General features: G+C 71.8%; 18 protein-coding genes. 11 read left to right on the top strand and 7 right to left on the bottom strand.

Translation table 11 applies throughout. The features are described 5' to 3' along the window. Positions 1 to 23: 23 nt before the first annotated feature. Entirely contained in the window at positions 24 to 1,226 is a 1,203-nt protein-coding gene (locus tag ACIRQH_RS26460; RefSeq protein ID WP_358819409.1) for an acetyl-CoA C-acetyltransferase, read from the bottom strand. Positions 1,227 to 1,374: 148 nt separating this feature from the next. Here ACIRQH_RS26460 and mce point away from each other — a divergent pair, with 148 nt between their 5' ends. The 5 genes from mce (at position 1,375) to ACIRQH_RS26435 (ending at position 8,997) form a co-directional block, all read left to right on the top strand. Next, entirely contained in the window at positions 1,375 to 1,815 is a 441-nt protein-coding gene (mce, locus tag ACIRQH_RS26455) for a methylmalonyl-CoA epimerase (protein ID WP_358819410.1), read from the top strand. A 243-nt stretch (positions 1,816 to 2,058) separates the two neighbouring features. After that, on the top strand, positions 2,059 to 5,904 hold the full coding sequence (scy, locus tag ACIRQH_RS26450) for a polarized growth protein Scy (protein WP_358819411.1): 3,846 nt from the start codon (positions 2,059 to 2,061) through the stop codon (positions 5,902 to 5,904). A 183-nt stretch (positions 5,905 to 6,087) separates the two neighbouring features. Further along, positions 6,088 to 7,023: a cellulose-binding protein gene (locus ACIRQH_RS26445; protein WP_355875681.1), complete on the top strand. Its 936-nt coding sequence runs from the start codon at positions 6,088 to 6,090 to the stop codon at positions 7,021 to 7,023. A 146-nt stretch (positions 7,024 to 7,169) separates the two neighbouring features. Then, on the top strand, positions 7,170 to 8,228 hold the full coding sequence (locus ACIRQH_RS26440; protein WP_358819412.1) for an ABC transporter ATP-binding protein: 1,059 nt from the start codon (positions 7,170 to 7,172) through the stop codon (positions 8,226 to 8,228). 1 nt (position 8,229) lies between these two features. Continuing rightward, positions 8,230 to 8,997, top strand: a complete 768-nt coding sequence (locus ACIRQH_RS26435; RefSeq protein ID WP_388866573.1) for an ABC transporter permease — start codon at positions 8,230 to 8,232, stop codon at positions 8,995 to 8,997. A gap of 16 nt (positions 8,998 to 9,013) precedes the next feature. Here the strand turns inward: ACIRQH_RS26435 and ACIRQH_RS26430 are convergent, their stop codons facing one another. Beyond that, complete coding sequence (locus ACIRQH_RS26430; protein ID WP_388929740.1) at positions 9,014 to 9,412, bottom strand: VOC family protein; 399 nt, start codon at positions 9,410 to 9,412, stop codon at positions 9,014 to 9,016. A gap of 91 nt (positions 9,413 to 9,503) precedes the next feature. On the opposite strand from ACIRQH_RS26430, the gene ACIRQH_RS26425 reads away from it, so the two are divergent. Then, entirely contained in the window at positions 9,504 to 10,523 is a 1,020-nt protein-coding gene (locus tag ACIRQH_RS26425; protein ID WP_358819415.1) for a WYL domain-containing protein, read from the top strand. Positions 10,524 to 10,544: 21 nt separating this feature from the next. On the opposite strand, the gene ACIRQH_RS26420 is transcribed toward ACIRQH_RS26425, so the two are convergent. Next, positions 10,545 to 11,534 (bottom strand): hypothetical protein, encoded by a 990-nt coding sequence (locus tag ACIRQH_RS26420; protein ID WP_358819416.1) that lies wholly within the window; start codon positions 11,532 to 11,534, stop codon positions 10,545 to 10,547. A 181-nt stretch (positions 11,535 to 11,715) separates the two neighbouring features. Here ACIRQH_RS26420 and ACIRQH_RS26415 point away from each other — a divergent pair, with 181 nt between their 5' ends. The 3 genes from ACIRQH_RS26415 to ACIRQH_RS26405 all read left to right on the top strand — a co-directional run bounded on the left by ACIRQH_RS26415 (position 11,716) and on the right by ACIRQH_RS26405 (position 14,939). Beyond that, the gene (locus ACIRQH_RS26415) at positions 11,716 to 12,606 is read left to right on the top strand and encodes a hypothetical protein (RefSeq protein WP_358819417.1); all 891 of its coding nucleotides are present in this window, start codon (positions 11,716 to 11,718) and stop codon (positions 12,604 to 12,606) included. Between the two features lie 228 nt (positions 12,607 to 12,834). Then, positions 12,835 to 14,097 carry an ABC transporter ATP-binding protein gene (locus ACIRQH_RS26410; protein ID WP_388866580.1) on the top strand — a complete coding sequence of 421 codons (1,263 nt, stop codon included), beginning with the start codon at positions 12,835 to 12,837 and terminating at the stop codon, positions 14,095 to 14,097. Then, entirely contained in the window at positions 14,094 to 14,939 is an 846-nt protein-coding gene (locus ACIRQH_RS26405; RefSeq protein WP_388866583.1) for an ABC transporter permease, read from the top strand. The genes ACIRQH_RS26410 and ACIRQH_RS26405 overlap by 4 nt, the downstream gene beginning before the upstream one ends. Positions 14,940 to 14,970: 31 nt before the next feature. Here the strand turns inward: ACIRQH_RS26405 and ACIRQH_RS26400 are convergent, their stop codons facing one another. Then, positions 14,971 to 15,303 carry an ATP/GTP-binding protein gene (locus ACIRQH_RS26400; protein WP_358819419.1) on the bottom strand — a complete coding sequence of 111 codons (333 nt, stop codon included), beginning with the start codon at positions 15,301 to 15,303 and terminating at the stop codon, positions 14,971 to 14,973. A gap of 222 nt (positions 15,304 to 15,525) precedes the next feature. Between ACIRQH_RS26400 and ACIRQH_RS26395 the strand changes: the two genes are divergently transcribed. Next, positions 15,526 to 16,554: an LLM class flavin-dependent oxidoreductase gene (locus tag ACIRQH_RS26395; protein WP_388866587.1), complete on the top strand. Its 1,029-nt coding sequence runs from the start codon at positions 15,526 to 15,528 to the stop codon at positions 16,552 to 16,554. 104 nt (positions 16,555 to 16,658) lie between these two features. Here the strand turns inward: ACIRQH_RS26395 and ACIRQH_RS26390 are convergent, their stop codons facing one another. Continuing rightward, a complete protein-coding gene (locus ACIRQH_RS26390) occupies positions 16,659 to 17,051 on the bottom strand; it encodes an SCO5389 family protein (RefSeq protein WP_081219465.1) in 393 nt (130 codons plus the stop codon). Positions 17,052 to 17,402: 351 nt separating this feature from the next. Here ACIRQH_RS26390 and nucS point away from each other — a divergent pair, with 351 nt between their 5' ends. Next, entirely contained in the window at positions 17,403 to 18,074 is a 672-nt protein-coding gene (nucS, locus tag ACIRQH_RS26385; protein ID WP_358819421.1) for an endonuclease NucS, read from the top strand. A 113-nt stretch (positions 18,075 to 18,187) separates the two neighbouring features. On the opposite strand, the gene ACIRQH_RS26380 is transcribed toward nucS, so the two are convergent. Beyond that, the gene (locus ACIRQH_RS26380; protein WP_404227112.1) at positions 18,188 to 20,713 is read right to left on the bottom strand and encodes an ATP-binding protein; all 2,526 of its coding nucleotides are present in this window, start codon (positions 20,711 to 20,713) and stop codon (positions 18,188 to 18,190) included. Positions 20,714 to 20,970: 257 nt separating this feature from the next. Continuing rightward, positions 20,971 to 21,294, bottom strand: a complete 324-nt coding sequence (locus tag ACIRQH_RS26375) for an STAS domain-containing protein (RefSeq protein WP_030672301.1) — start codon at positions 21,292 to 21,294, stop codon at positions 20,971 to 20,973. Between the last annotated feature and the right edge of the window lie 126 nt (positions 21,295 to 21,420).

Here is a 21,420-nt window from a genome sequence, read left to right as displayed (position 1 = left end):
GAGAGATCAGGGTGGAACGCGTGTCAGGCCTTGGCTACCCGCACGATCAGCGCGTCACCCTGACCGCCGCCGCCGCACAGCGCGGCCGCGCCGACGCCGCCGCCGCGCCGCTTCAGTTCGAGGGCGAGGTGGAGGACGAGGCGGGCCCCGGACATGCCGATCGGGTGGCCGAGGGCGATGGCGCCGCCGTTCACGTTCACCTTGTCCGTGGACACCCCGAGGTCCTTCATCGACTGGACCGCGACCGCCGCGAACGCTTCGTTGATCTCGATCAGGTCGAGGTCTCCGGCCTCCAGGCCCTCCTTCTTCAGGGCGTGCAGGATCGCGTTCGAGGGCTGCGACTGGAGGGAGTTGTCCGGCCCCGCCACGTTGCCGTGGGCGCCGATCTCGGCGATCCACTCCAGGCCCAGCTCCAGCGCCTTGGCCTTGCTCATCACGACCACGGCGGCGGCGCCGTCCGAGATCTGGGAGGCGCTGCCGGCGGTGATGGTGCCGTCCTTGGTGAAGGCGGGGCGCAGCCTGCCGAGGGACTCGGCGGTGGTCTCGGCGCGGATGCCCTCGTCCTTGCTGAAGACGACGGCTTCGCCCTTGCGCTGCGGGATCTCGACGGGGGTGATCTCCGCCTCGAAGATGCCGTTCTTCTGGGCGGCGGCGGCGCGCTGGTGGGAGAGGGCCGCGATCTCGTCCTGAGCGGGGCGCTCGATGCCGAGACGGGTGTTGTGCTTCTCGGTGGACTCGCCCATGGCGATGTTCTCGAAGGCGTCGGTCAGGCCGTCGTGGGCCATGGCGTCGAGCATCTCGATCGCACCGTACTTGTATCCCTCGCGGGACTTCGGGAGCAGGTGCGGGGCGTTGGTCATGGATTCCTGGCCGCCGGCGACGACGACGTCGAACTCGCCGGCGCGGATCAGCTGGTCCGCGAGGGCGATGGCGTCGAGGCCGGAGAGGCACACCTTGTTGATGGTGAGGGCCGGGACGCTCATGGGGATGCCCGCCTTGACGGCGGCCTGGCGTGCCGGGATCTGCCCTGCCCCGGCCTGGAGCACCTGGCCCATGATCACGTACTGCACCTGGTCGCCGCCGATGCCCGCACGGTCGAGGGCGGCCTTGATCGCGAATCCGCCGAGGTCGGCCCCGGAGAAGGACTTCAGCGAGCCCAGCAACCGTCCCATGGGCGTCCGGGCGCCCGCGACGATCACCGAGGTCGTGCTGTTCGTTCCAGACATGAGGTGCGATCCCCTTACCGGCTTGCACAGCCGAGGAGTGAACGAGGGTTTACTGAGAATGTACTGAGCGGTAGGCCGCGCGTCATCCGGCCCGCAGTGTGATCGCGCGCACGTTGCGTAACCACGCCGGGAGCGCTGCACTGGCTGCATGCTGACGCGAATCGACCACATCGGGATCGCCTGTTTCGACCTCGACACGACTGTCGAGTTCTACCGTGCGACGTACGGCTTCGAGGTGTTCCACACCGAGGTCAACGAGGAGCAGGGCGTGCGGGAGGCCATGCTCAAGATCAACGAGACGTCCGACGGGGGTGCTTCCTACCTCCAGTTGCTGGAACCGACCCGGGAGGATTCGGCCGTCGGGAAGTGGCTGGCCAAGAACGGTGAGGGCGTGCATCACATCGCTTTCGGCACCGCGGATGTCGACGGCGAAGCGGCCGATATCCGGAGCAAGGGCGTCCGAGTGCTGTACGACGAGCCCCGGACGGGGTCGATGGGGTCCCGGATCACCTTCCTGCACCCCAAGGATTGTCATGGAGTCCTGACAGAACTGGTCACTTCGGCGACGGTTGAGTCACCTGAGCACTGACCTCCGTATATCTGGGCCGGTAGGGTTGGGGGCGGCCGTCACCTTCACGGGGGACGGCCGGGGTCCTGCTCGTCTTCGGGCGTGCGGGACCAAGGGCCGGGGTCCAGGTTTCGGGGGGCGAGCGTCGGGGCGACAGCCCGTGCTCCGCCGTTGATCTGACACCATTCCCCGGGGGCCCCGTTCAGCGGATGGACGGAGCTCGTTCGGAAAGACTTGCGACCAGGGGACGGATGGGACCGCGCAGTGCGGGGCTACGAACGCCAGGAGCGAGAGCCGGCGGCTGACGTCGACCACCTCTCTCGGTTCGAGGCCGAGATGGAACGGCTGAAGACCGAGCGGGAGAAGGCCGTCCAGCACGCCGAGGATCTCGGCTATCAGGTCGAGGTGCTGCGCGCCAAGTTGCACGAGGCGCGCCGCAGTCTGGCGACCCGTCCTGCCTACGACGGGGCGGACATCGGCTATCAGGCCGAACAGTTGCTCCGTAACGCCCAGATGCAGGCCGACCAGCTGCGCACCGACGCCGAGCGGGAGATCAGCCAGGCCCGCGCGCAGACGCAGCGCATCCTCCAGGAGCACGCCGAGCAGGCCGCCCGGCTGCAGGCGGAGCTGCACCAGGAGGCGGTCACCCGCCGCCAGCAGCTCGACCAGGAGCTCGCCGAGCGCCGGCAGACCGTCGAGTCGCACGTCAACGAGAACGTGGCGTGGGCCGAGCAGTTGCGGGCCCGTTCCGAGTCGCAGGCCCGCCGGCTCCTCGAGGAGTCGCGCGCGGAGGCCGAGCAGGCGCTGGCCGCCGCCCGTGCCGAGGCCGAGCGGGTCGCCTCGGAGGCCCGTCAGCGGCTCACGACCGACGCCGAGGCCGCCCGTGCGGAGGCCGAGGCGCTGCTGCGCCGGGCCCGTACGGATTCCGAGCGGCTACTGAACGCGGCGTCGACGCAGGCGCAGGAGGCCACCGACCACGCCGAGCAACTGCGCAGTTCCACGGCGAGCGAGTCGGACAACGCCCGCCGGCAGGCCACCGAGCTGAGCCGGGCCGCCGAGCAGCGGATGAGCTCCGCGGAGACGCGGCTGCGGGAGGCGCAGACCGAGGCCGACAAGGTGCTGTCCGAGGCCAAGGAGGCGGCCGCCAAGACGCTGTCCGCGGCCGAGTCGGCCAACGAGCAGCGCACGCGGACGGCCAAGGAGCAGGTCGCCCGGCTGGTCAGCGAGGCGACGAAGGAGGCCGAGACCACCAAGTCGGAGGCCGAGCAGCTCGTCGAGGACGCGCGGACGAAGGCCGAGACGATCGTCGCGGAGGCCGAGGAGAGCGCGCGCAGCCTCACCGCCGAGGAGACCGCCTCGCAGCTCGCGAAGGCCGCCCGGACCGCCGAGGACGTCCTGAACAAGGCGTCCGAGGAGGCCAAGCGGACGACGAAGGCGGCGGCGGAGGAGGCCGAGCGGATCCGCACGGAGGCGGAGACCGAGGCCGACCGGCTGCGGGCAGAGGCGCACGACATCGCCGAGGGGCTCAAGGGCACGGCGAAGGACGACACCAAGGAGTACCGCGCCAAGACGGTCGAACTGCAGGAGGAGGCGCGCCGGCTGCGCGGTGACGCCGAGCAGCTGCGGTCGGACGCGGTCGCCGAGGGTGAGCGCATCCGTGCGGAGGCCCGGCGCGAGGCCGTCCAGCAGATCGAGGAGGCGGCACGGACCGCCGAGGAACTGCTCGCCAAGGCCAAGGCGGACGCGGACGAACTGCGGCACGCCGCCACGGCGGACAGCGAGAAGGTCCGCACCGAGGCCATCGAGCGGGCGACCGGTCTGCGCCGGCAGGCCGAGGAGACGCTGGAGCGGACCCGCGCGGAGGCCGAGCGGCACCGTGCGGAGGCCGTCGAGCAGGCCGAGACGATCGCCGCGGACGCGGAGCGGGCCGCCGAGCGGCAGCGCGAGGAGACGGAGCGGGCCATAGAGGCCCGTCAGGCCGAGGCCGCCGAAGGACTCGCGCGGCTGCACACGGAGACCGAGGAGCGGCTGACGGCCGCCGAGCAGGCGCTGACGGACGCGCGTGCCGAGGCCGAGCGGATCCGCCGCGAGGCGGTCGAGGAGACGGAGCGGCTGCGGTCGGAGGCCGCGGAGCGCATCCGGACACTCCAGGCGCAGGCCGAGGCGGAGGCCGAGCGGCTTCGCGACGAGGCGGCGGCGGACGCGTCGGCGTCCCGTGCCGAGGGCGAGACCATCGCCGTGCGGCTGCGGTCGGAGGCGGCCGCGGAGGCCGAGCGGCTCAAGTCGGAGGCACAGGAGAGCGCGGACCGGGTACGGACCGAGGCGCAGGCCGCGGCCGAGCGGCTGGCCGTCGAGGGTGCCGAGACGCTGGCCGCCGCGCAGGAGGAGGCCGCACGGCGGCGCCGCGAGGCCGAGGAGACCCTCGGTTCGGCGCGCCAGGAGGCCGACCAGGAGCGTGAGCGAGCCCGCGAGCAGAGCGAGGAGCTGCTCGCCTCGGCGCGCAAGCGCGTCGAGGAGGCCCAGACCGAGGCCGTACGGCTGGTCGAGGAGGCCGACCGGCGGGCGAACGAAATGGTCTCGAGCGCCGAGCAGACCGCGCAGCAGGTGCGGGACGCGGTGGCGGGACTGCACGAGCAGGCGCAGGAGGAGATCACCGGACTGCGGTCGGCCGCCGAGCACGTGGCGGAGCGCACGCGCACGGAGGCGCAGCAGGAGGCGGACCGCGTCCGCGCCGACGCGTACGCCGAGCGGGAGCGCGCGTCGGAGGACGCGTCACGGCTGCGGCGGGAGGCGTCCGAGGAGACGGAGGCCGCCACCTCGCTCGCGGAGCGCACGGTCGCGGAGGCGATCGCCGAGTCCGAGCGGCTGCGTTCGGACGCCTCGGAGCACGCGCAGCGGGTGCGTACGGAGGCGTCCGACGCCGTCGCCAACGCGGAGCAGGACGCCTCGCGGGCACGAGCGGACGCCCGGGAGGACGCGAACCGGATCCGTTCCGACGCGGCGACGCAGGCGGACACCCTCATCACCGAGGCCGCGTCTGAGGCCGAGCGGCTCCAGACGGAGACGGCGGCGGAGGCCGAGCGGGTCCGCACCGAGTCGGTCACCAAGGCGGAGCGGCTCATCGAGGACGCGACCGGTGACGCGGAGCGGCTGCGTGCGGAGGCCGCGGAGACGGTCGGTTCCGCGCAGCAGCACGCCGAGCGGGTGCGTTCCGAGGCGGAGCGGGTCAGGGCGCGGGCGGCGGAGGAGGCCGAGCGGGTCACCTCGTCGGCGCGCGAGGAGGCCGAGCGGACTCTCGACGAGGCTCGTCAGGAGGCCAACAAGCGGCGCTCCGAGGCCGCCGAGCAGGTCGACACGCTCATCTCCGAGACGGCGTCCGAGGCGGACAAGCTGCTCACGGAGGCCCAGCAGAGCGCGCAGAAGACGACGGCGGACGCCGAGTCGCAGGCCGACACGATGGTCGGTGTGGCGCGCGGCGAGGCGGAGCGGCTCGTCTCGGAGGCGACCGTCGCCGGCAACACCCTGGTGGAACGGGCGCGTACGGACGCGGACGAGCTGCTGATCGGCGCGCGCCGGGACGCCACCGCGATCCGGGAGCGCGCGGAGGAGCTGCGGGACCGGATCACCTCGGAGATCGAGGAGCTGCACGAGCGGGCCCGCCGTGAGTCGGCCGAGGCGATGAAGAACGCGGGCGACCGGTGCGACGCGCTCATCAAGGCCGCCGAGGACCAGCTCGCGGAGTCTGAGGCGAAGGCCAAGGACCTGGTGTCCGAGGCGAACTCCGAGGCCAGCAAGGTGCGCATCGCGGCGGTCCGGAAGGCGGAGGGTCTCCTGAAGGAGGCCGAGCAGAAGAAGGCGTCCGTCATCGGCGAGGCCGAGAAGATCAGGTCCGAGGCCATCCAGGAGGCCAAGGCTGCCGTCGAGGAGGGCAAGCGGGACCTGGAGGTGCTGGTGCGCCGGCGGGAGGACATCAACGCGGAGATCTCCCGTGTCCAGGATGTCCTGGAGGCGTTGGAGTCCTTCGAGGCGCCGGGCGGCAAGGACGGTGGCGTCAAGGCCGGCGCGACGGTGGGGGCGCCCCGATCGGGTGGCAAGTCGTCGGAGAGCTAGCCAGAACCACCCATTCCGTGCTTTGGGCGGACCTTTGGTGCGGGGTCTGGCAAGCCATCCGGCAGCTAGCCACCCAAAAGGAGTGTCATTCTCCAGATCAAACACGTATCCGCTCGATGACACACCGCTTTGACCCCTAGGATTCCACCTATCACCTCACCGGTCTCATTCGACAGGAACCCCATGAGCGACACTTCCCCCTACGGCTTCGAGCTTGTGCGGCGTGGGTACGACCGCGCTCAGGTGGACGAACGCATTTCGAAGCTCGTCTCCGACCGTGACAGCGCTCTGGCCCGTATCACCGCCCTTGAAAAGCGCATCGAGGAGCTCCACCTCGAAACGCAGAACGCCCAGGCCCAGGTCAGCGACGCAGAGCCGTCGTACGCCGGTCTCGGCGCGCGTGTCGAGAAGATCCTCCGCCTCGCCGAGGAGGAGGCCAAGGACCTGCGCGAGGAGGCCCGTCGCGCGTCCGAGCAGCACCGCGAGCTCGCCGAGTCGGCGGCTCAGCAGGTGCGCAACGACGCAGAATCGTTCGCTGCGGACCGCAAGTCCAAGGCGGAGGACGAGGGCGTCCGGATCGTCGAGAAGGCCAAGAGCGACTCCTCGCAGCTGCGTTCCGAGGCGCAGAAGGACGCGCAGTCCAAGCGTGAGGAGGCGGACGCCCTCTTCGAGGAGACCCGCGCCAAGGCCGCCCAGGCCGCCGCGGACTTCGAGACGAACCTCGCCAAGCGCCGCGAGCAGTCCGAGCGTGACCTGGCGTCGCGTCAGGCCAAGGCCGAGAAGCGTCTCGCGGAGATCGAGCACCGCGCGGAGCAGCTCCGCCTGGAGGCCGAGAAGCTCCGTACGGACGCGGAGCGTCGCGCCCGTCAGACGGTGGAGACGGCCCAGCGTCAGGCCGAGGACATCGTCGCCGACGCGAACGCCAAGGCCGACCGCATCCGTTCGGAGTCCGAGCGCGAGCTGGCCGCCCTGACCAACCGTCGCGACTCGATCAACGCGCAGCTCACGAACGTCCGCGAGATGCTCGCGACGCTCACGGGTGCCGCGGTGGCCGCCGCGACCACGCCGGCCGAGGACGAGCCCATCTCGCGTGGGGTTCCGGCGCAGCAGTCCCGCTGAGCACACTGTTCGACACCAGGGCCCGCTCCCTCGTCGAGGGTGCGGGCCTTGTCGTACGGTCCGTCAGGTCGGTGCGGTGCGCGCGCCCCTCGGATGGCCGCGATTCTCGGGTGGCAGGCGCCGGGGGGCCGTCTTAGCGTGGCCGCATGATCGAGCTCGAGGGGCTGACCAAGCGGTACGGCGACAAGGTGGCGGTGAACAACCTGACCTTCGCCGTGAGACCGGGCATCGTGACCGGCTTCCTCGGCCCCAACGGCTCGGGCAAGTCCACGACGATGCGGATGATGCTGGGGCTCGACCGGCCCACCTCGGGCGACGTTCGGATCGACGGGCAGCACTACGACCGGTTGAAGGACCCCCTGAAGTACATCGGGGCGCTGCTCGACGCGAAGGCCATGCACGGGGGCCGCAGTGCCTTCAACCACCTGCTCTGTCTCGCCCAGAGCAACGGCATCCCGGCGGCGCGCGTCCACGAGGTCCTCGACACCGTCGGCCTCACCGGGGTCGCGAAGAAGAAGGCGAAGGGGTTCTCGCTGGGCATGGGCCAGCGGCTCGGCATCGCTGGCGCGCTCCTCGGCGACCCGCGGATCCTGATGTTCGACGAGCCGGTCAACGGTCTCGACCCCGAGGGCATCCACTGGATCCGCAACCTGATGAAGTCCCTCGCCACCCAGGGCCGTACGGTCTTCGTCTCCTCCCACCTGATGAGCGAGATGGCGCTGACCGCCGACCACCTCGTCGTCATCGGCCAGGGCAGGCTCCTCGCCGACACCTCGATGGCCGACTTCATCCGGCAGAACTCGCGCTCCTTCGTACGGATCCGCACCCCGCAACGGGAGCGGCTGCTCGACGTGCTGCACGACGCGGGCATCACCGTCGTCGAGACGGGCGGCGGTCCCCTCGAAGTGGACGGCGGGAAGCCGGAGCGGATCGGCGAGCTGGCCGCGCGGCACCAGATCGTGCTGCACGAGCTGAGCCCGCAGCAGGCGTCTCTGGAGGAGGCGTTCATGCAGCTGACGGCGGAGTCGGTGGAGTACCACGCGCACACCGGGCCACCCGAACCGCAGCACCCGCTCGGACCGCCCGACGGGTTCGGACCGCGGGACCCGCAGGACCCGCGGGGCGTTCCGGCGCCGCCCGGTCCGCAGGCGTCACCGAGCCCGCCCCCGGCCCCGCAGTGGGGCAGCGACTGGAAGAAGGGCTGACATGGCGGCCACCCAGGTCCTGAGGTCCGAGTGGACGAAGATCCGGTCCGTGTCGTCCACCGTGTGGACACTGAGTCTCGCGGCGGTCGTCACGATCGCGCTGGGCATCCTCATCTCGCTGCTGTCGAAGAACGAGTTCGACAACCTGAGCACACGGGACCAGCTGTCCTTCGACCCGACCTTCATCAGCTTCGCGGGCATGACCCTCGGTCAGCTCGCGATGATCGTCTTCGGTGTGCTGGTGGTCGGCAACGAGTACAGCACCGGGATGATCCGCACCTCGCTCGCCGCTGTCCCGCAGCGCGGCACGTTCCTGTTCGGCAAGGTCACGGTGGCGACCGGGCTCGCCCTCGCCGTCGGCATGGTCACCAGCTTCATCACCTTCTTCCTCGGCCAGGCCGCCCTCGGCTCGCACAAGGTGACGATCGGCGACCCGGGCGTGCTGCGCGCGGTGCTGGGCGGCGGGCTCTACATGACGCTCATCGCCATGTTCTCGATGGGCGTCGCGGCGATGCTGCGCAGTCCGATGCTCTCGCTCGGCATCCTGATGCCGTTCTTCTTCCTGATCTCCAACATCCTGGGCGCGGTGTCGGCGACGAAGAAGGTCGGCCGGTACCTCCCCGACCAGGCCGGCAGCAGGATCCTGCGGGTGGTCACGCCGCTCGACGACACGCCTTACGGACCCTGGGGCGGCCTCGGCATCATGGTGCTGTGGGTAGCCCTCGCGCTGATCGGCGGCTACACGCTGCTCAAGAAGCGGGACGCGTAGAGCCGGTCCGCGAGCGTCAGCGGCCGAACTTCTCGATCGCGGCCGGGGTGACCGGGGTGAAGAAGTTGACCAGGTTGCCGTCGGGGTCGCGGAACAGCAGCGAGCGGTTGCCCCACGGCAGGGTGGTGGGCTCGTTGACGAAGTCGGTGACGAAGCCGGCCAGGTTCGCGTACACCCGGTCCACGTCGTCGACCAGGAACTCGATGATCACGCTGTGGTTGTCGGCGGGGCGGGAGGAGCCCGGCGCGAACAGCGGGACGGTGGCCGTGCCGGCGATGGCCAGGGTGGCGCCGGAGGTCGTCAGTTCGGCGAAGTGCTCGGTCGACCAGGTCGCCGACAGGCCGGTGGCCTTCTCGTAGAAGGCGACGAGACGGGCGACGTCGTCGGTGATGACGCGGAGCGATACGAGGTTCATGACGTACTCCTGGGATCGGTGTGTCGTGCCCTGCGGACGCTAGACCCGATACCGGACAGAATCAGTCCACTATCGGCGCTAGGCTCGGAGCATGTCCCGACCCACCGGCCGCGTCCTGACCCTCCTGGAGCTGCTCCAGTCGGGCGGCACCCGGACGATGGCCGAGCTCGCGGAGCGGCTCGGCGTCGACGGACGCACCGTGCGGCGCTACGTGGACCACCTGATCGACCTGGACGTGCCGGTCGAGGCGGTGCGCGGCCGTTACGGCGGCTACCGGCTCGGCCCCGGCCACCGGTTGCCGCCGCTCATGCTCGGCGAGGACGAGGCGGTCGCCGTGCTGCTCGGTCTGGTCGCCGGGCGGCGCACGGGGCTGACGACGGCGACCGCCACCGCGGGTGAGACCGCGGCGGCGAAGATCCGGCGGGTCCTGCCCCGTCACCTGGCCGTCCGTGTCGAAGCGGTCCTGGAGTCCCTGGCCTTCACGGAGCCGGCCGGCGAGTTCGCCGCCCCGGACGCGGGGATCCTGCTCACGCTGGCCGACGCGGTACGCCACCGCCGGCCCGTGGCGATCAGGTACACCGACCGTGCGGGGCGGCGCGGGGACCGGACGCTGCACCCGCAGGGGGTCGTGGCGCACGCGGGCCGGTGGTACGTCACCGGCCGGGACCCCGGGATCGGTGAAGACCGCACCTTCCGGCTGGACCGTGTCGCCGACGCGCGCCTCCTGCCCGGGTCGTTCGAGGCGGTCGAGGGCCCCGATCCGGCGCAGCGGGTGCTGTCGGGGTTCGCCACGGCGGCGTACCGCCACGAGGTGACGCTGCGCATCCGCGGGACGGCCGAGCAGATCCGCACCCGCCTCCCGGCGAGTGTCGCGAGCGTGACCGCCCTCGCGGACACCGAGGCGCCCCCACCCGCCCGGGAGCCCATGCCGGCCGCCGAGGACGACGGTCCGCCCTGGCTGCGTGTCGAGGTGCGGGCCGAGCGGCTCGACTGGTTGCCGCCGGTGCTCGCCGCGCTCGATCTGCCGTTCGTCGTCGAGCGTCCCGACGAGCTCCGTGAGCTGGTCGTCGCGCTGGCGGACCGGTTCGCGCGCCGCGCGCGCCAGGCCTGAAGGGCCGGCGGGACGGCTCTCCTACGCGGGTCCGGTCCCGTCGCCGTCGGGCCGGGAACCGGTCAGGCCGTCGAACTCCGTCCAGCCCTCCCAGTGCCACACGTCCTTGTCGAGGTCCGGCTGGAGCGGCACGAACCGGCCGAGCTCGAAGTCGCCGCCCTCCAGGTCGAACCAGCGCTCGTCGGCGACCTCGGTGCCGAGGCCGACCGTCCGCGCGGTCAGCCGGACGAGGAGCTTCACGCCGTGCGAGCCCTCCAGGTCCTTGCCCTGGATCCGCCGGAACGGCAGCTCGCCCACCGGTGCCTCGACCGGTATCCACACGGTGAAGGGCGCCCCGCGTTCCACCGCGAGCCAGCTGCGCTCCTCGGCCGGCTCGCCCCGCGCGTCCAGGACCTTCAGCCACTGCTTGTAGATGACGAGGCTGCCGTCGTGCGGGGAGCGTTCGAGGTAGCGCAGGTGCGCGCGGGCCCGCAGGTCGACGACCGAGAGGTTGTCGAAGCGGTTGTAGAACCGGACGGCGATGATCGCGTCGTCGCTGTTGGCGTTGCTCCGCGAGTAGCCCGGGAAGTCGGCGGTCCAGGCGTGCGAGATGCTGGCCCGCCGGCGCCAGACGAAGGGCCGCAGCGCGAACATCTTGATCAGGACGATGCCGAGCAGAACGGCGGGCACCAGCGCTCCGGTGACGGAGGCGACCGTGGCGAGCGTCTGGTGCGCGGTGCTGTCCGGCTCGGGTTCGAGGTTGTCGGTGCCCACGCAGGCGCGCAGCACGGTGAGGCTGAGGTCGAGGAGCGCCTCCTCGTTCGAGAACCTGTCCGCCATGGAGCGCGGGGAGTGCTCGGTGAGCGTCCACGCCGCCGCGATGAGCACGGAGAGTGCGGCCAGGGCGCCGAGTGTCATCAGGAGCAGCGCGTGGACCGTGCGGCCCGCGATCCACCAACGAACGGACGTGCGGTAGCGCGGATGCGTACGGGTGCTGTCGGGCCGTCCCGGCCACCGCACCTCGCGTCCCATGAGCCTCAACTTGCTTCCCCCATAACCGACTTCGGGTCCCCTCGTACAATGGGGACGGCATGATTCCCGGTGCCGGTTCTGACCAACCCCGCTTCGTCGGGGAGACCGGGCCCCGTCCCGGGTAGACATCGCGTGAAAGGCTGTGCCCGTATTCGCGCGACCACCCCCGAAGGGCGTCACCGTGACGACGAAGGACCGAAGCCTTGAGGCGCTGGGCCTGGACGACGTGCCCGCGAAGAAACCCCTCACCTACCCCGGCCGGCCCACCACCGAGCCGTCGCTGCTGACCGGCGGTGAGCTGCTGCAGCTGGACGTGCGGCCACTGCGGCTCGGCGAGTGGTGGGTGGAGGAGCGGCAGGAGCAGCAGCGCCTCGACGAGGCCCTCGCCGATCTGGGGCAGGTCGGCACCGGCCGACGGCATCCGGTGATCGCGGTCGGGTCGAACGCCTCCCCCGGGCAGGTCGCGCACAAGCTGACCCGGCTCGGCATCCCGGCGACGGTGCCGATGGTCCCGGTGCGGGTGCACGGCATCGGCGTGGGCTGCTCGGGGCACATCAGCCCGGCGGGCTATGTGGCGGGGACGCCGTACGTCGACCGGGCGGCCGAGACGACGTTGGTGGTGACCTGGCTGGACTCGACGCAGCTCAAGGCGGTCGACGACACCGAGTTCCCGGACTACCGACGGGCGATACTCCCGGGCGACGAGTTCGCGATGACGATGCCGTCCGGGGAGCGCCTCGGCGGTGCGTACATCTACTTCAGCGCGCACGGCGTGCTCGCGGAGCCGGAGAGCGGGCGGCCCCGGCCGGGCGGCGGCGACCAGTCCGCGCTGCTGGCCTCCCTGCTCGCCGCCTCGGCGCGGCTGCGCGATCTGCTCGGTCCGGACCCGGCGGCCTGGGTGCGCGGCGCGGGCGCCGACCGTTCGCTGCGCGAGCGGGGCACGCTGATCTTCGGCGAGGAGGGCTGGGTGCTGCCGCAGACCGACTTCCTGACGTACATGGACGATTCGGCCGAGCTGCGGCTGTACGACGACCTGCCGCCGCTGGAGGACTCGCTGCCGCCGGGCCCCTGACGATCCGGCCACCGATCAGGAGGCGCCGGTTCCCTTTTCCGGGCCGGTCAGGGGCGGCGGGTACCTGACAGGACAGTCGTGCGAAATCGGCGTCCCTACTGGATCTTTGCCCTTCCGACCAGCACGGTTTTACTCTCTCTTGAGTGGAACCGTCAGCGCCCGGTTATCCTCCTAAGCCTTACGGGGGCGCGCGCCCCGCCGTCCTGAACCTTTCGATGGGTGCGGAGCATGATCGAGGCAGTCGGCCTGACGAAGCGCTACGGCGCCAAGACGGCCGTGTACAACCTTTCCTTCCAGGTGCGGCCGGGTGCCGTCACCGGATTCCTCGGGCCCAACGGCTCCGGCAAGTCGACGACGATGCGGATGATCCTCGGTCTCGACAACCCCAGCTCCGGGCAGGTGACGATCGGCGGCTTCCCCTACCGCAAGCTGCCGAACGCCCCCCGCCAGGTCGGCGCGCTCCTCGACGCCAAGGCCGTGCACGGTGGCCGGCACGCACGCAACCACCTGCTGTGCCTGGCCCAGCTGTCGGGCATCCCGGCCCGACGGGTGGACGAGGTGCTCGGCGTCGTCGGTCTGCAGGACGTGGCCAGGAAGCGCTCCAAGGGCTTCTCGCTCGGCATGGGCCAGCGCCTCGGCATCGCCGCCGCGCTCCTCGGCGACCCCCAGGTGCTGCTCTTCGACGAGCCGGTCAACGGACTCGACCCCGAGGGCATCCTCTGGGTGCGCAACCTGATGAAGTCCCTCGCCGCGGAGGGCCGTACGGTCTTCGTCTCCTCGCACCTGATGAGCGAGATGGCGCTGACCGCCGACCACCTCATCGTGATCGGCCGCGGCCAGCTCCTCGCCGACCAGAACATCAAGGACTTCATCTCGCACAACTCGGCCGACTTCGCCCGGGTGCGCACGCCGGACACCGAGCCGCAGCAGCGCGAGAAGCTGACCGCCGCGCTGACCGAGGCCGGCGGCCAGGTGCTGCCCGAGCAGGACGGCGCGCTGCGCATCACCGGCCTGCCGCTCGCCCGCATCAGCGACCTGGCGCACTCCGCCGATGTCCGCCTGTGGGAGCTGTCGCCGCACCAGGCCTCGCTGGAGGAGGCGTACATGCGGATGACGCAGGGCGCCGTCGACTACCGCTCGAGCATCGACCAGAAGGCCGGGCTCCAGCAGCAGCTCCCGCCGGGCGCCGTGCCGCAGCCGCACCTGCCGGTGGCGGGCCAGGGCCAGCCCGGCTGGTACGCGCCGCCGCCGCCCCAGCACGGCGGGCAGCCGCCCTTCGCGATGCCCCAGGGACAGCCCCAGGCCGGCCCGTACGCCGCTCCCGCCGCCCCCGGTGCGGGCCACGGTCCCTACGGCGCCCCGGCCGCCCCCGGCGCCACGGACGTCAACCCGTACGCCGCTCCGCAGGCCCCCGCGGGGACCCCGGCGCCCGCCGCCGCCCCGGCCCCCGCGCCCGCCGCCGACCTGACCAAGCCCGAGGACGCCCGATGAGCACGCCCCAGCCCCCGATGCCGCAGCAGAGCGCCGCTGCCCCCGCATGGCACCCGGCGCCCGGCACGTCGTACACCTCGCCGATCCCCGTCACCCGCACCCACCTCGGGCACGCGCTCAACTCCGAGTGGACGAAGATCCGGTCGGTGCGCTCCACGCTGTGGACGCTCGGGACGTTCCTGCTGCTGGTGATCGGCATCGGCTTCCTGGTCGCCGCGCAGACGACGAACGAGGACTTCGGCGACGTGCCGTACACGATCCCGGCGTTCTTCGGCCTGATGCTCGGACAGATCTGCCTGATCACGCTGGGCGTGCTCGTCGTCTCGTCCGAGTACGGCACCGGCATGATCCGCACGACGTTCACGGCCTCGCCGCAGCGCCACCGGGTGCTCGCCGCGAAGCTGATCATCTTCTTCGCGGTGGCGTTCGTCGTCTCGGCCTTCGCGATCGGGCTGGTCGGCCTGATCACCGAGGGGATGCACAGCGGACCGTCCCCGGTGCCGTGGGGCGGCACCGTCGTGATGGGCGCGCTGTACGTGTCGCTGCTCGGTGTCCTGGCACTCGCGGTGGGCTCGATGCTGCGTCACTCGGCGGGCGCGATCACCTCGATGCTCGGCGTCGTCCTGGTACCCGCGATCATGCCGGCGTTCCTGATGATGTCCGAGAGCATGCGGACGCTCGGCGAGAAGATGCAGGAGTACAACGCCCCGAACGCCCTCGCCCGGATCTTCCAGATCGACCGGGAGAGCGGCCACGGCGGCGCCCAGCTCGGCCTGCTCGCCGGAGTGACGGCGGCCGCCATCGTCGGCGCCTTCGTCCTCCTGGACCGCCGGGACGTGTGACGCCCCGAGCCCGACAGGAACCTGAAGTCGCCTAGAACCTGGGCGCGTTACGGGACCGCTGCACCCGCGAGGTGCGGCGGTCCTTCGCGTTCCAGCAGGCCTTGTGCCAGTGCCGCCGCTCGTCGACGCCCGAGTGCTCCGGCCACGCCACCACGTGCGGCACCCCGGAGGGGATCAGCTGGTCGCAGCCGGGGCAGCGGTAGGTCTTGCCCTGCGCGCTCGCGCCCGCCACATGGCGCACGCTCCACTCCTCGCCCTGCCAACTCTCCGTGGACTGCCAGCCGCCGTAGCGGTCCGACGGATCCGCCTCGGCGCTGCTGCCGGACGAGCCGGCGTCCTTCGGACGGTTGCGACGCGGGGACAAGGGACACCTCACGGAGCTATACAGGGAGCAGGGGCCACGTCCAGCCTACGCGGCGCACCCAGGGGTACGCGTACAGCGCCAACCCGCACAGATGCCCCATCGGACGGCCCATTTCCCAGACAATCCGCAAATCTCTCCGCCAAGCCGTGACTTCGGCACGTGTCAGGAGGTTATGCCGGGTGGGGGAGCTCCCTGTCGGAGCCGAGGAAGCAGGAAAGTTCGATGCACGTAGGAAGTTTTGTACTCGCCGCCCAGTTTCCGGGACAGGGCCAGGGAGAGGCCCTGCATCGCGCGGTGCGGTCGGCCGAGGTCGCCGAGGAGGCCGGCCTCGACGCGGTCTGGCTGGCCGAACACCACTTCGTGCCGTACGGGACGTGCCCGTCGGCCGTCACACTCGCCGCGTATCTGCTGGGCCGCACCAGCCGCATCCGCGTCGGTACCGCCGTCAGCGTGCTGCCCACGGCGCACCCCGTGGCGCTCGGCGAACAGGCCGCGCTGCTGCACCTGACGTCCGGCGGGCGGTTCTCGCTGGGCGTCGGCCGCGGCGGCCCCTGGGTCGACCTGGAGGTGTTCGGAGCGGGCCTGGAGGCGTACGAACAGGGGTTCCCGGAGTCTCTCGATCTGCTGATGCGCTGGCTGCGCGAGCCGTCCGTGGCGAGCACCTCCGAGCGGTTCCCCTTCCGTGAAGTCCCCGTCGTCCCACGCCCGTCGGAGGCGCTGTGCGAGGCCGCGGGGCCCGAGGTCGTGGTGGCCTGCACCTCACCGGCGAGCGTGCGGCTCGCCGCCGAGCGCGGGCTGCCGATGCTTCTCGGCATGCACGTCGGGGACGAGGAGAAGGCCGAAATGGTCGGGCTGTGGAGGAAGCACGCACGCGCCGCGGGCCGCTCCCACGACGAGATCCACACCGCCGCCCATGTGTCCGCCGGCGTCTGCCAGATCGCCGACCGCCGTTCGGACGCCGTGGAGACGCTCGTGAAGGCGATGCCGGGCTGGCTGAAGCAGGGGTTGGACGCCCATGTGACGGTCGACGGCCGCTCCCGTTCGATGCGCGACCCGGTGGCGTACACCGAACTGCTCTGCGGGCTGCACCCGGTGGGCACACCCCGACTGTGCGCGGACCGCCTCGCGGCCACCTCGGAGCGGACCGGCATCTCGCGGTTCGCCCTTCTCGTCGAGGGCTCGGGCGACCTGGCGGCGACCGAGGAGAACGTACGCCGACTCGGGGCCGAGGTCCTCCCGAACCTCGGATGACCGGTCGGTGGCCGGTCCGACGGACCGGCCACGCGGTGAGCTTGCCGCCCCGGTACCAGAGCACCTCCCGCGGACGGAGCGGCAAGCCAAGCGGTGTCAGCGCATCAGCAGTCCCGGAACTCCGGGGACTGATTGAGCAGTTGACTGCGTACCGAGGTGAAGCGTGCCAGCGTGTCGTCCACCGCGTCGTCCAGCGGGAACACCGCCACCCGGTGGCAGTTCTGGAAGGCCAGCCGCACACCGAAGTGCCGCTGCAGCGCGCCGCGTATCGCGTCACTCGCGAGCGCACGCAGCAGCTGGCCACGTGCCTGCTCGTCCGGCGGGGGCGTCTGGTTGTCGGCGAAGTTGCCGCCGTCGACCTTCAGCTGGGCCACCAGGGAGCTGATCATCTCCCACGCATAGGGCAGGGAGGTCCGGACGCAGTCGACGAAGTCAGCTTCGTCGACCTCGCCTCGCTCGGCCTGTTGGAGTAGGGCCGGTGAGACGTCGAGCGACATGGGTTCTCCTCTCGCACCCCCAGACCTCGGGGGTTGCCGGACAGGGATGGGGAGTTCGCGATGTCAGACACGCTGAGTACACGCGTCACGACCTCCCGCTTATACGGTAAGCAACGCCAGGTGACGGCACCAGGAGAATGGGCACATAGCGAACCACCAGTAGGCCGACAATCAGCCACCCCCGAACACGGAAGCTTCAGGATCAATGGGATGGCCCACCCGCGCCCGACCGGCCTGAACCCGGCGACCGCGAGAACAAAGCACGCGAACCGGCCTTTCCGGGATGATCGGTGGTGCGAGTGGGGCGGGAGAATCGCGTGCACCACCACCGGTCGAGTAGCGTTGCCGACCATGCGTCTCGTCATTGCCCGCTGTTCCGTGGACTACGCGGGCCGGCTCACGGCCCACCTCCCGTCGGCCCCGCGCCTCATCCTCGTGAAGGCGGACGGAAGCGTCTCGATCCACGCGGACGACCGGGCCTACAAGCCCCTCAACTGGATGTCTCCGCCCTGCACGCTGAAGGAGGGCTCCGGCGACGAGGAAGGCACCTGGACCGTCGTCAACAAGGCGGGCGAGAAGCTCATCATCACGATGGAGGAGGTCCTCCACGACTCCTCGCACGAACTCGGCGTGGACCCCGGCCTGATCAAGGACGGCGTGGAAGCACACCTCCAGGAGCTGCTCGCCGATCGCATCGACACGCTCGGCGAGGGCTACTCCCTCATCCGCCGCGAGTACATGACGGCCATCGGACCGGTCGACATCCTGTGCCGGGACGCCGACGGCGCGACGGTCGCCGTGGAGATCAAGCGACGCGGCGAGATCGACGGCGTGGAGCAACTCACGCGCTATCTGGAGCTGTTGAACCGCGACCCGCACCTCGCGCCGGTCCGCGGCATCTTCGCCGCCCAGGAGATCAAGCCGCAGGCCCGCGTCCTCGCCACCGACCGCGGCATCGGCTGCACGGTCCTGGACTACAACGCCCTGCGGGGCATCGAGGACGACAAGCTGCGCCTGTTCTGAACCGCGCGCCGGGTCGCGCGGGGCCACACCCCCGCGCCCCTGCCGTACGCACGACGAGGGAGGGCCGGGTCCGTCACAGGACCCGGCCCTCCCTCATGTCGTACGGCCTGCGGTCAGATCACCGCGCCGCTCGGCGATCCCGCTGCACCACTCGCCGGCCCGCTGCTCTCCGGCACCCCGGCCGACGTGCTCGCGGGCGCGCCCGTCGTCACGGGGCCGCTCGCGGAGTCCGAGGTGGACGGCTCGGTCGACTCCGTCGCCGACGGAGAGGGGGAGCCGCTGTCCGAAGGCGTCGCGGACGTGCTGTTCGACGGCTTCGGGGAGGTCGACGGCTTGGTCGACTTCGACGGCGACTTGGACGGGGTCGGCGACTTCGACGGCTTGCCCGACGTGTGGGTGCCGGTCGGGTCGTCGGAGGGCCCGCGCGTGGCCGAGGCCGTGGGCGTCGGATCGTCCGTCGTGCCGTACGTGCCGTCGGGCCCGGGGTCGGTGGGCACGGCCGGGGTGCCGGCGGTGGGACTGGAGTCGCCGGCCTTCTTCGCCTTGTCGGCGCCGAGGCTGTCGTCCTCGCTGCCCTGACTGGCCGACGGGTTGACGCCGACCTTCTCGGACGGGGTGTCGCTGTCGTGGTTCGAGGTCGCGCCGAGGGTGACCACGGTGCCGAGGACGGCGACGAGGAGCGCGCCGGCGCCCGCGGCGACCAGGTTGCGCCGGGTGCCGGTGACGAGGCGCCCGGTGACGCTCTGGCGCTTCTCCGCGGGGAAGCCCGGGTCGGCGGGGTGGGCGAGCACCGTCACGGCGCCGCCCGAGGTGTCGACGACCGTCGGGAAGGGCGCCGGGACGCCGCCGGGCGGCGACATCGACTCCTCGTGCCGCGCGTCCGGCACCTCCTCCCCCGCGGTGCGTCCGCCGATGGCGTACGGGGTCCCCGAGCGGTCGGCGACCAGGGCGAGGGCGCGGCGGCCCGCGGTGGTGCCGCGCTTGTCGGCCAGGGCGCCGCGCAGGCCTATGGACGCCTCCAGCTCGGCGCGGGCCCGGTCCAGCTGGCCGCCGCAGAGCGCGAGGATGCCCAACTCGTGGTGGAAATAGGCCTGTTCCCCGACCTCGCCGGAGAGCCGGGAGGCCTCGGCGCCGGAGCGCAGGGCGCGTTCCCAGGCGCTCCAGTGCAGCCCGGCGGCGAAGGCGGGTCCGGCCGTGCGGGCCAGCCGGACGGCGGGGCTCTCGTCCTCGTCGTCGAGCGGGGCGGTGGTGCCGGGCACGAGGCAGGTGAGCGCGGCGAGCACGGCGTCGGCCTCGGCGCAGACCCGCTCCGGGGTGACCGAGGGGTGCCCGGCCCACCAGGTGTAGTGCTGGGCGGCGGCGAGGGCCTGCTCCTCCAGGGTGTCCGCGTAGCCGGAGGCCTCCAGCTGCGCCTGCACACCGGCGGCGAGCCGGTAGCGGGAGCCGACCGGGGAGATCAGGGCGCAGCCGGCGAGTTCGGCGAGCGCGGCGTCGGCGTGGGTGTCGCCCACGAGGGCGGGCAGGTGCGCCTGGTGGGGCACCTCGCCGCCGAGCGCGACGGCGAAGCGCAGCGTGGCGCGGGCCGACTCGCTGAGCCGGGACGCGAGCAGCGCTGCGGGTGCGGCGCCTTCGGCGAGGGAGGGCAGCGGCACGTCGTGGCCGTCGCCGGCCTCGAAGGGCGCGTCGGCCGGGACCTCCTGGAAGACCCCGTACTCGTCGAAGGCGTCCTCGCCCGCCTGCAGCCGGTCGCGCTGACGCAGCAGGGCGCCGGCCTGCATGAAGCGCAGGGGCAGTCCCTCGGACTCGAACCAGAGGTCACCCGCCCAGTTCGACTCCTCCTCGGTCAGGACACGTCCGACGGAGCGTTCGAGGAGTTCGAGGCCGCCGCTGCGGTCGAGGCCGCCGAGGACGACCTCTTCGAGGAGTGCCTCGCCGGAGGGGGCCGGCACGTCGGGAGTGGCGGCGACGACGAAGGCGCACTCGGGAGTGGCGTCGAGGAGCTCGTCGAGGGCGCTGCCGCCGAGCTCGATGTCGTCGATGACGACGACGGCGCCGACGTCGCGGACGAGGCGGAGCAGTTCGTCGCGGTCGGGGCGGTGCAGCGGGGCGTCGTAGACGGCCGCGAAGAGGTCGTGGAGCAGGTCGGCCGCGGTGCGCCGGTGGCCGCAGAGGCGGACGACGCCGTCGGGGGCGAGGTCCGCGCAGTCGTCGGCGACGGCGTCGAGGAGGACGGTACGGCCGGATCCGGAGGGTCCGGTCAGCCGTATGGAACGACCGCGGGCGAGGAGGCGTACGAGCCGCTCGCGTTCCTCCTGGCGTTCCAGGAGGGGCAGCCGGGGCTGCGCGGGGCCGGGCGGCACGGGCGGGCGGGCCGCGCGGGCCAGTTCGGCGCGTGCGGCGGCGCCGTGCTTCACCGGCGGCTGCGGTCGCTCGTGCGGCGGGCAGTTCTCGATCTCGCTGCCGTCGACGGGGTTGACCGTGAGCAGGAAGTCGCCCGAGACGAGCCGGACCGTGCGGACGAGCGCGGGTGCGTGCTGGCCCAGGTCGGTGGCGAGCGGGTCGCGCGGCGGGCGCGCGCGAGGCGCCTGGCCGTCGTCGTCATGGCCGTACTCTTCGGGTCCCCGGTTGGTCGGGTCCATGTTCCAAGCCCCCCAAAAGCGTCGTGTGCCAAGCCCTCCCGGCCGTGCTGCACACCGCGCTGTCGCTTCTGGTCCGGTGCCCGCTCGTAGGGTTTCAGGCGGCGGGCAGCCGAACCCTAAACCTTCGCACAGTATCTACGAACAGGCGGGGTACCGCGCCGTCCGAACCGTCACAGCTTCGTGAGGATTGTGCACGTGGTGCGTTTCCCACGCCGGTCAGGGCGCGGTCACGCGGCGCGGTGAGGTGCTCGCACGGGTCAGACGCGGGGCAGGGACTCGACCCCGATACCACCCTCGATCGCCAGGATGCGGTGCAGCCGGGTGGCCACCAGCAGGCGCTGCATCTGCGGTGGGACCCCGCGCAGCACGAGCCGTCTGCCGCACCGCCCGGCGCGTCGGTGGGCCCCCATGATGACACCGAGTCCGGTGGCGTCCCAGGAGTCCAGCTCGGACAGGTCCAGCACGAGGTCGCCGACTCCGTCGTCGACGGCCGAGTGCAGGACCGTGCGGGCGTCCGCCGCGCTGCGCACGTCGAGGCGGCCCCCGACGACCAGCTCGGCGTGGTCGCCCCTGATGTACATATGCGCTCCCCGAGAATGCGTCTCGTAACTCCGCGTGTGTCTGTTACCGCGTCTTCGCGTCTGTATGTTGTGCACCGTCTGACTGCCCGAGGGCCGCAGAGGTTGCCGTCTGTAAGCGAACCGATA

This window comes from Streptomyces sp. NPDC102279 (assembly GCF_044766365.1).
Classification (GTDB): Bacteria; Actinomycetota; Actinomycetes; order Streptomycetales; family Streptomycetaceae; genus Streptomyces.
Note: the sequence above shows the minus strand (reverse complement) of the source record. Positions and strands in the feature narration are given on the sequence as shown.

Coding starts and splice junctions, on each gene's coding strand:
- ACIRQH_RS26460 (WP_358819409.1), bottom strand. CDS start 1,226: ATGTCTGGAACGAACAGCACGACCTCGGTGATCGTCGCGGGCGCCCGG.
- mce (WP_358819410.1), top strand. CDS start 1,375: ATGCTGACGCGAATCGACCACATCGGGATCGCCTGTTTCGACCTCGAC.
- ACIRQH_RS26445 (WP_355875681.1), top strand. CDS start 6,088: ATGAGCGACACTTCCCCCTACGGCTTCGAGCTTGTGCGGCGTGGGTAC.
- ACIRQH_RS26440 (WP_358819412.1), top strand. CDS start 7,170: ATGATCGAGCTCGAGGGGCTGACCAAGCGGTACGGCGACAAGGTGGCG.
- ACIRQH_RS26435 (WP_388866573.1), top strand. CDS start 8,230: ATGGCGGCCACCCAGGTCCTGAGGTCCGAGTGGACGAAGATCCGGTCC.
- ACIRQH_RS26430 (WP_388929740.1), bottom strand. CDS start 9,412: ATGAACCTCGTATCGCTCCGCGTCATCACCGACGACGTCGCCCGTCTC.
- ACIRQH_RS26425 (WP_358819415.1), top strand. CDS start 9,504: ATGTCCCGACCCACCGGCCGCGTCCTGACCCTCCTGGAGCTGCTCCAG.
- ACIRQH_RS26420 (WP_358819416.1), bottom strand. CDS start 11,534: ATGGGACGCGAGGTGCGGTGGCCGGGACGGCCCGACAGCACCCGTACG.
- ACIRQH_RS26410 (WP_388866580.1), top strand. CDS start 12,835: ATGATCGAGGCAGTCGGCCTGACGAAGCGCTACGGCGCCAAGACGGCC.
- ACIRQH_RS26405 (WP_388866583.1), top strand. CDS start 14,094: ATGAGCACGCCCCAGCCCCCGATGCCGCAGCAGAGCGCCGCTGCCCCC.
- ACIRQH_RS26395 (WP_388866587.1), top strand. CDS start 15,526: ATGCACGTAGGAAGTTTTGTACTCGCCGCCCAGTTTCCGGGACAGGGC.
- ACIRQH_RS26390 (WP_081219465.1), bottom strand. CDS start 17,051: ATGTCGCTCGACGTCTCACCGGCCCTACTCCAACAGGCCGAGCGAGGC.
- nucS (WP_358819421.1), top strand. CDS start 17,403: ATGCGTCTCGTCATTGCCCGCTGTTCCGTGGACTACGCGGGCCGGCTC.
- ACIRQH_RS26380 (WP_404227112.1), bottom strand. CDS start 20,713: ATGGACCCGACCAACCGGGGACCCGAAGAGTACGGCCATGACGACGAC.
- ACIRQH_RS26375 (WP_030672301.1), bottom strand. CDS start 21,294: ATGTACATCAGGGGCGACCACGCCGAGCTGGTCGTCGGGGGCCGCCTC.